The following is an 8,638-nucleotide window of genomic DNA, read 5'->3' as shown; positions in this document are numbered from 1 at the left end:
CGCCGTCGCGGAGGTGACCGGCTAGTAGCTCGGCATTCGACTCGTGATCGGCTACTTGCGGCCAGCACATGGTGGTGGTCTGGGCGTGTGCGACTTTCAAAGCATCGGTGAGCGCGGTAGCCACGACGTCTGCGCCCGTGGAAGTGCTTATCAGCAGCCAGTTTCCGGCTTCGCGGTGCTCGGGCTCCGGGAGTTCCCGTTTCTGCCACTCGATGGTCAGCAGCCGCTCGTTGAGTAGCCGCTGCTGATTGGCGCCTTCGGAAGTGCCGCTGCCGATCTGGAGACCCGCCACGGCGATCACCACCGCGCCCTGCTCGTCCAGCAACTGGAGGTCGGCCTCGACGCAGGTGGTATCGGCGTGGATCACCCGCGCGTAGGAGTAGCGGACGTCGCGGGCCGGGCCGAGAGTCCGCAGCCGCCGGACGCCCAGCGGCAGCATGAGTCCGCCGATGCCGGCCGCCTGGATCGCGGGGTGCGCGGCGATCGACTGGAAGCAGGCGTCCAGCAGCGCGGGGTGGATGTTGTAGGCCGTCTGCTGCGACCGGATCGACGGCGGCAGAGCAACTTCGGCAAGCACGGTGTCGACCGCGCCCTCGCCGATCAACACCGCCGCCAGGCCGCTGAATGCCGGACCGTATTGCAGACCGCGATGGTCGAATCCTTGTCTGAGCTCATTGCCGTCGACCCGGCGCGGGTGCTCTGCGAGCAGCGCGGCGATATCGTGGGCCGGCGGATGGTCGTCACCTTCGCCGGCTTGCAGTACCGCGCTGGACCGCCGGGCACGTTCGCCTTCCTGCTCGGCCTCGACCGCGAACCGGACGATACCCGGCGAGCTGACTGTGGCCGAGGCCCCGACGGTAGTCTTTTCGTCGAGCAGCAGCATCTGCTCGAAGCGGACATCACGGATTTCGGCTGTCTCGCCAAGGATTTCGCGGCCCGCTGCCAGAGCCATCTCGAGATAACCGGCGCCCGGCAGCACCGCGATGCCGTGGATTTTGTGGTCGGCCAGCCACGGTAGTACGGCGGTGCCGACCTCTGCGTGCCAGGCGTGCCGTTCGGGCTCTTCGAGCAGGCGCACGTGCGAGCCCAGCAATGGGTGCACCGCCACCGTGTTGATGCCCTGCGAGCGAAGGTCTTTGATGCCGGTTTCGTAAACGAACTGACGATGCGTCCAAGACGGCAGCGGTGCGTCGATCAACTGCCCGCTCGGGTACATCACCGAAAAGTCCACCACCGCGCCGGCGCTGTGCAGATCGCCGAGGAGATCGCGCAGCCCATGCGGCATCTGTTGCTCGCGCCGCATGCCGGCCAATGCCGCCACGCGCATGTCCAGGGAGGCGGCGCTCTGGTCGACGGCATGGGTCAGCAGCGGGTGCGGCGCCATCTCGGCGAACACCCGGAAGCCGTCTTCCAGTGCCGCCTGCACCGCTGAGGCGAATCGCACTGTGTACCTGAGATTGTCGACCCAGTAGTCGGCATCGCAGTCCGGCAGGTCGCGTGGGTCGAAGTGGGTGGCCGAGTAATACGGAACCTGCGGCTGCCGCGGTTCGAGTTCGGCCAGGACTTCGGCCAGCTCATCGAGGATCGGGTCCACCTGGGGGGAGTGCGACGCGACGTCGACGGCGACCTCGCGGGCCATGATTTCGCGCTCCTCCCACGCCGCGACCAGCTGACGGACGGATTCGGTTGCCCCGCCGATCACCGTCGACTTCGGCGAGGTCACCACGGCTACCACGACGTCTTTGACGCCGCGCGCCATCAGCTCGGAAAGCACCTGCTGCGCCGGCAGTTCCACCGAGGCCATGGCGCCGGTTCCCGAGACGCGCAGCATCAGCCGGGATCGCCGGCAGATCACCCGGACCCCGTCCTCGAGCGACAACGCTTCAGCTACGACGGCCGCGGCGGCTTCACCCATCGAGTGCCCGATGACCGCTCCCGGCGTCACGCCGTACGCCTTCAAGGTCGCGGCCAGGGCGACCTGCATCGCGAAGATGGTCGGCTGGACCCGGTCGATGCCGGTCACCGTCGCCGACGAACAGATGGCCTCGGTGACCGAGAACCCGGACTCAGCGGCGATCAGCGGCTCCACTTGCGCGATGGTCGCAGCGAAAACGGGTTCTTTGGAGAGTAATTCGGCGCCCATGGAAGCCCATTGCGAACCTTGCCCGGAAAACAGCCACACCGGACCCCGGTCGTCGCGACCGGCGGCCGGCTCGTAGGGGAGGTCGTTTACGGCGATCGCGCGCAGCGCGGTCGTCAACTCCGGCAGGTCGCCGGCTGTCACCGAGGTCCGCACCGGGCGGTGCGCCCGTCGGCGCGCAAGCGTGTAGCCCAGATCCGAGCCAGTGATCTGCTGTGCGTGCGCGTCGACCCAGTCCGCTAGGCGTGCCGCAGTCTGGCGTAGCGCATCTGGCGACGTCGACGACAGCGCGAACACCAGCGGCCCGTCAGCGGACGGCGCTGGCTCTTCCTCGGCGGGAATCACCACGGGAGCCTGTTCGACGACGGCGTGCACGTTGGTTCCGGAGAAGCCGTACGACGACACCGCTGCCCGCCGGGGATGTCCGCCGTTGGTCGGCCATGGCGTGGTGTCCTGTGGCACAAAGAGTTTGGTCCGAATTGGGGCAACGGCTTGCGGTAGCCGCTCGAAGTGCAGATTCCGGGGAACCACACCGTGCTGTAGCGCCAATATCGCTTTCATCAGCCCGAGCGGACCCGAAGCGGATTGGGCGTGTCCGAAGTTGGTCTTCACCGAGGCCAGTGCAGTCGGGCTGGTGATGCCGTAGACGTTGGCAAGGCTTTCGTATTCGATCGGGTCACCTATGGGTGTCCCAGGGCCGTGCGCTTCGACCATGCCGACGCTAGCGGCGTCGACGCCGGCCGCGGCCAGCGCCGCGCGGTAGACGGCCGTCTGCGCCTTGACCGAGGGAACCGAGATGTTGACGGTCCTTCCGTCTTGGTTGGCCGCGGTTCCGCGCAGGACAGCCAGAATCCGATCGCCATCCGCTGTCGCGTCGGTCAACCGCTTGAGCAGTAGCACCACGCTGCCTTCGGCGACCGCGAAGCCGTCGGCGGCGGCGTCGAACGCGTGGCAGCGCCCGGTGGGAGACAGCATGCCTTCGGCCGACCCTGCCGCGAATTTGCGCGGTTCCAGGCTCACTGAAGCGCCGGCGGCCACCACGAGGTTGCTCTCGCCGCTGTGCAGGCTGCGACACCCCAGATGGACCGCCAACAGGCCAGAGGAGCAGGCGGTGTCGACGGTGACCGCCGGCCCGTGCACGCCCAGGGCGTACGCGATGCGTCCGGATCCGAGGCTGAAATTGGTGCCGGAGAACCCGTATGGCCCCTCCAACGCAGCGGCGTCCGCTGCGAGGTAGGAATAGTCGGAGTGGGTCAATCCGACAAAAACGCCGGTCAGCGTTCCGGCGATCTGGGCAGGCGTCAGACCGGCGTGCTCCATGGCTTCCCACGAAGTTTCCAGAAGGACGCGGTGCTGCGGGTCGCTCGCGAGTGCTTCCCGATCGCCGATACCGAAGAAGTCGGCGTCGAAGCCGGTCGGGTCGTCGAGGAACGCGGCCCATTTCGAAATCGAGCGACCTGGTACCCCGGGCTCAGGGTCGTAGTACTGGTCCATGTCCCAGCGGTGGGCCGGTACTTCCTTGACGAGGTCGTCCCCGCGTAGCAGCGCATCCCACAACTGCTCCGGGGAATCGATCCCACCGGGTAGCCGACACGACATGCCGATGACAGCGATCGGTGTCGTCGGATCCTGTCCGCTGGGCTGCGTCGGCCGGCCTGAGTCGAAGTACGACAGCGGGGCGTGATTCGTCTCGGAAGTATGCAATTTGCCTTCTTTCTGTACGTAACGCGTGGCGTGTTAAGCGCGCGTTACCTAATCGGGTCTAAAAGGCCAACGGCATGCCGTCGATCCCGCAGAATTTTGATGGCCAGATATTTAGCACGTGGCGTGGCTTGCCGCAAACGTTTCGGTGAATGTGTGTTCACGTGCGCGGGAAACGGACCTCTGGCGACGGCAACCGACGTTGTCGTTTTTCTGCCATCGTTGGTCGAGTTGGGACTCGAATCGATGTCTACTGCACCGCCGACTTTTGCCTCCAAAGCAGTCACTTCCCCCTAATGGCAATATCCGCGTGTGCTACCCGCGCCGGGAGTCGGAACGCCGGGCCCCCGCCCAGAGATGCCGCCGGCCGCTACGCCGGTGTTGGCTCTGTCGGAACTTGTTCCTGCGATGTCCTTGCATGTCAGAGGGTTTTCTGGGGTCGAGAACGTTATTAGACACTCATTCAGCGCCGTTGTCCATCATTGGGATGCGATTCCTAATCGTGATGTCAGGGAGAGGCCTCGTCAACTCGTGACACCGTTCTTTATCCGTGTCTTACTCGATTCTCAGTGGTGTTTCAGTTCGTGGGAACTCCACACGAATTTTTTGCCGCTGAAGCGAATTTTTCTGGTTGCTTTCTCCGCCGGGTCGTTGTACGGGACCCGACGTTGGCTCGGTTGATCCCAAAGGACCAAAAAGACTCGCTTTTGCAAACGAAAAGTTTGATTGACATGTCAGTCAGTTCAATGCAGGTGCGATCGACGTGTCAATCAATAAAGTCGTGACGCATATTGACATACCAATCAGTAATTCGTAGCGTCACTGCGATGCGAACGAGAGTGGCAGAAATGCTTGGCGTGGAGTTCCCGATCTGTGCGTTCAGTCACTGTCGAGACGTGGTGGCCGCGGTCTCCAACGCCGGCGGCTTGGGCATCTTGGGGGCCGTCGCGCACAGCCCCGAACGCCTGGACAGTGAACTCAGCTGGATCGAACAGCAAACCGGAGGAAAGCCCTACGGTGTCGATCTGCTGCTGCCGCCCAAATACGTGGGCGCCGACCGGGGCGGCATCGACGGCGACCAAGTTCGCGAATTGTTACCCGAGAAACACCGTCAGTTCGTCGACGAGATCTTAATCCGTTACGGGATAAGACCTTCCAGCGATCCGGCGCGGCGGCCGCGCGGCCAGCTCAACATCTCACCCAAGGGATACGAACCGCTGCTCGACGTCGCGTTCAGCCATCGCATCCGGCTCATTGCCAGCGCCCTCGGGCCCGCTCCCGCCGACCTGGTCACCCGAGCGCACGGTTGCGATGTCCTGGTCGCTTCGCTGGCCGGGACTACCCGGCACGCACGGCGGCACGCCGAGACCGGTGTCGATCTGATCGTGGCCCAGGGCACCGAGGCTGGCGGGCACACCGGTGAAGTGTCGACAATGGTGCTGGTTCCCGAGGTGGTGGACGCGGTAGCGCCGGTTCCGGTTCTCGCGGCGGGGGGAATCGCGCGGGGTCGCCAGATCGCCGCCGCTCTTGCGTTGGGCGCCGAGGGTGTGTGGTGCGGTTCGGTGTGGCTGACCACCGAGGAGGCGGAGACCCCGACTGTCGTGCGGGACAAGTTCCTTGCCGCCACTTCGTCGGACACCGTGCGCTCGCGCTCGCTGACCGGCAAGCCGGCGCGCATGCTGCGCACGGCGTGGACCGACGAATGGGAGGACGGCGGCAATCCTGACCCGCTGCAGATGCCGCTGCAGACCGCGCTGGTGGGCGATGCCCAAGTCCGCATCAATAAGGCCGCTGCCCAAGCTGATTCCAAGGCTCGTGAACTGGCTACCTACTTTGTCGGGCAGGTTGTGGGCTCGATGGACAAGGTTCAACCGGCCAAGACGGTGGTACTGGACATGGTCGCCGAATTCATCGACGCCGTAGCGCTTCTGGATCGGGTGGTTGACAAGTGACCGACGGCGGGGGCACCCGCAGGCGGCGGGCTGTCAGTAAAGAGGACAAGATCAAGCGTCGCGACGAGATCATGTTTGCGGCAAAGAAGGTGTTTGCGCGCAACGGCTTTCATGCCACCACCATCTCGCAGATTGCCACCGAGGCAGGTTTGGCGTACGGGTCGGTCTACTGGTATTTCGAATCCAAAGACGAGCTCTTCCACGCGCTGATGGCCGCCGAGGGAGAGGCCCTGCGCGCCCACATCGCAGCCGCCATCGCCGCGGCGAACGACCGGCCGGATCGGGATTGGGAGCCACTGCGCATCGCCGTGCATGCAGTCCTGGATTTCTTCGAGGCCGATAAGGCCGGCACCAAACTCTTGCTGCGTGATGCTTACGCGCTGGGGGATCAGTTCGAGAAGCATCTCGGCAGCATTTACGAGCGGTTCATCGACGACATCGAAAAGCACATGATCGTGGCCCAGCAACTGGGCACGGTGATCAGCGCTCCACCGCGGATGCTCGCGTTCAGCTTGGCGGCGCTGATCGGTCAGCTCGCACATCGCCGCCTCACCACCGACGACGGCGTCAGCGCGGCCGATGTCGCGGACATCGTCGTCGCGTTTTCGCTCAACGGCCTCCGGCCCAGGGAAAGCCGGGGGACCGGCGGCACTGATTGATAACGGCTGGTCAGCGTGTTCGGCGCGGTGGTTTGACGCGGGCGCGATGTTCGTGCATCATCGACCGGGTAAGCACCTCGTTAGGTGAGGCGTCTACACGGACACAGGCCACTGACCCCGAACGTCGAGAGACGCCCAGGGTCAGGACAGCTCCTCCCGGCTTAAGGGTTGAGCCCAAGTGGCTTCCGGAAATGATCCGGATACGCCGTGTAGTGCCGAAACTCTGACGAGTGGGGTGCGGTCTCCCGACGATGCTCGGGTTCTGTACCTCTGTTTGCGTGTGATAAGTGCGGTCAATCCGCACGTAGAGCGACCGCGAGGAGGTGAGGGACGCATGAGTTCCAGTTCTAGTCCGGATCGATATCCGGGCGTTTCGTCCCGATCCGGCCTGCGGCGCACGGCTTGCAGCTGAGTCAGTTCCGGCTCACCTAGCCTCTCGCCTGCTCGACGCCGTATCGGACGGACACCCAATTGCATTGTGCCCGTTTGATTTACGCGTAGGAGGCGATCATGACCGCTGTTCTGTACGACGACGTGCTAGCGCCGACGTCCGCGCCACGGCTCACGGTGGTGCCTGACCCGGCACCGGTGACGCCGAAGACCTCGCCGCGCCCCCGCCTGATGGGCGGCGACCCGCTGGTCGACGGAGCCGCTCGGCTGCTGTCTGTGCCGCTGCGTCAGCTGTACGCCGTGCTGTGGCGCGCGGGTGTCATCGAGGTAGGCGCCTGAAGGGTGTTCCAGACTCCCGGCATCCGAGGTGCTTGACCGCTTCGGTGCCGGGAGTTCTGCGTCACTGCTGAGCCGCGATATAGGCCGACAATCCGTCGCGATACGCGGCGAGACTGTGCCGCCAGCCGACCTGGATCGCTCCACCACTGTCGACGGTGATCTGCGCGCCCACGTGCACGTACGGGGCAGGAGGCAGATAGGGCACGATGTCGAGGAAATTCACAACGCGGTAACAGCTTTCGATCACGGCGTTGAAATGTGCGGCGAAGTCGCTCAGACCAACGCTTGGCCCGGCGAATGTGATCAGCCGGGGTTCGATCGCGTTCGGCGGCATGTTGCGGGCGATATCCGGTGCCGCGAGAACCGCGAGCGCGGCCCCCAGACTGTGGCCGGTAACGAGAATCTGGTCGCAGCCGGCGGTTGCCGCGGCCAGCTGGGCCACGATATCAGCGCGAACGAGTTCATAGATGTCCTGAAAACCCGAATGCACCTGTCCGAACCCGCTGATCGGGCGGTAGTCATCGGGCACCGCGTCGATATCAGCCAACCACTCGGCGACATCGGACGTGCCCCGAAATGACAGGAATGCCCTGCGGTCGGCCAGATTGCGCCCCATCAGCCCGAAGATGTTGGTGTCCTTGGTCATCGCGGCGACCGTCGGGTGCGGATCGGTCATCGCGGCGAGCGCCACGGTGTCGGCCTGGATGAGGCCGGTTTGGCGGTATCCGGCCGGTAGGGCGGCGGGGCTGCCGTCCATCACGGTGTACGCGGCCTGGGCCAGCGTCAGCACGACGTCGCGAGCAAACACCGGATCGAATGCCACATCCGAAGTCTAGCGATCGCGACCTGTCCCGATGCTTGTTTGGCCAGATGTAGGCTACGGGCGGCGGCGAGGGGCGCGAACCCCCCTGGCACATAGTCGAACTCAGGAGACTGTCAGCGATGCCCGGATTGCACCCGTTGGACCGCGCGATCGAACTCGCGGTCGTCGACGACGAAGTCGTGCGAGGTCGGACTCAGCCGGAGTGGGCGAACATGGTCGGTCCCTTCGGCGGCGTCACGGCTGCGGCGATCCTCCACGCGATCGAAGTGCATCCGGGTTGCCTCGGTGAACCGGTGGCCCTGACACTGAATTTCGCGGCGCCCATCGCCGATGGTGACTTCGAGATCTGCCGTCGTGCTCCGCGTACCAACCGCACCAACCAACACTGGATCGCCGAGCTGAGCCAAAACGGCGAGGTCAAGACGACGGCGACAGCGGTGTTCGGAAGCCACCGCGACACCTGGTCGGACACCGAAGCGGCCACGCCGGTGGTGCCGTCGCCAGACGAGATTGCGCGCACCGCCCACACGAACCTTCCGACCTGGGTTGGCATGTACGACATGCGTTTTGCCGACGGTTCGTTTTCTGGCGGCGACGTCGAAACCAGCCTGTCGTCGGCGTCGACGCTGTGGGT

Annotated in this window: 6 protein-coding genes and 1 riboswitch; of the genes, 4 read left to right on the top strand and 2 right to left on the bottom strand. The window is 64.8% G+C overall.

Features of this window, described 5'->3' with window-relative positions; all coding sequences use genetic code 11:
- The coding region (locus AC2VOG_RS01680) for an acyltransferase domain-containing protein (RefSeq protein ID WP_486938182.1) at positions 1-3,739 on the bottom strand (3,739 nt) is incomplete at its 3' end.
- A gap of 929 nt (positions 3,740-4,668) precedes the next feature.
- Between AC2VOG_RS01680 and AC2VOG_RS01675 the strand changes: the two genes are divergently transcribed.
- From AC2VOG_RS01675 to AC2VOG_RS01665, 3 genes are all read left to right on the top strand, one after another.
- Positions 4,669-5,793 carry an NAD(P)H-dependent flavin oxidoreductase gene (locus tag AC2VOG_RS01675; RefSeq protein WP_486938181.1) on the top strand — a complete coding sequence of 375 codons (1,125 nt, stop codon included), beginning with the start codon at positions 4,669-4,671 and terminating at the stop codon, positions 5,791-5,793.
- Positions 5,790-6,452, top strand: a complete 663-nt coding sequence (locus AC2VOG_RS01670; protein ID WP_486938180.1) for a TetR/AcrR family transcriptional regulator — start codon at positions 5,790-5,792, stop codon at positions 6,450-6,452. Before AC2VOG_RS01675 ends, AC2VOG_RS01670 begins: the two co-directional genes overlap by 4 nt.
- A gap of 69 nt (positions 6,453-6,521) precedes the next feature.
- Positions 6,522-6,694, top strand: a riboswitch (M-box (ykoK) riboswitch).
- Between the two features lie 268 nt (positions 6,695-6,962).
- Positions 6,963-7,181 carry an Rv1535 family protein gene (locus AC2VOG_RS01665; protein ID WP_486938179.1) on the top strand — a complete coding sequence of 73 codons (219 nt, stop codon included), beginning with the start codon at positions 6,963-6,965 and terminating at the stop codon, positions 7,179-7,181.
- Between the two features lie 61 nt (positions 7,182-7,242).
- Here AC2VOG_RS01665 and AC2VOG_RS01660 read toward each other — a convergent pair whose 3' ends face one another.
- Positions 7,243-8,004 carry a lipase family protein gene (locus AC2VOG_RS01660; RefSeq protein ID WP_486938178.1) on the bottom strand — a complete coding sequence of 254 codons (762 nt, stop codon included), beginning with the start codon at positions 8,002-8,004 and terminating at the stop codon, positions 7,243-7,245.
- 119 nt (positions 8,005-8,123) lie between these two features.
- On the opposite strand from AC2VOG_RS01660, the gene AC2VOG_RS01655 reads away from it, so the two are divergent.
- Positions 8,124-8,638, top strand: a 515-nt coding sequence (locus AC2VOG_RS01655; protein ID WP_486938177.1) for an acyl-CoA thioesterase, incomplete at its 3' end; no start/stop codon positions are given.

This window comes from Mycobacterium sp. TH-M11, assembly GCF_057473725.1.
Note: the sequence above shows the minus strand (reverse complement) of the source record. Positions and strands in the feature narration are given on the sequence as shown.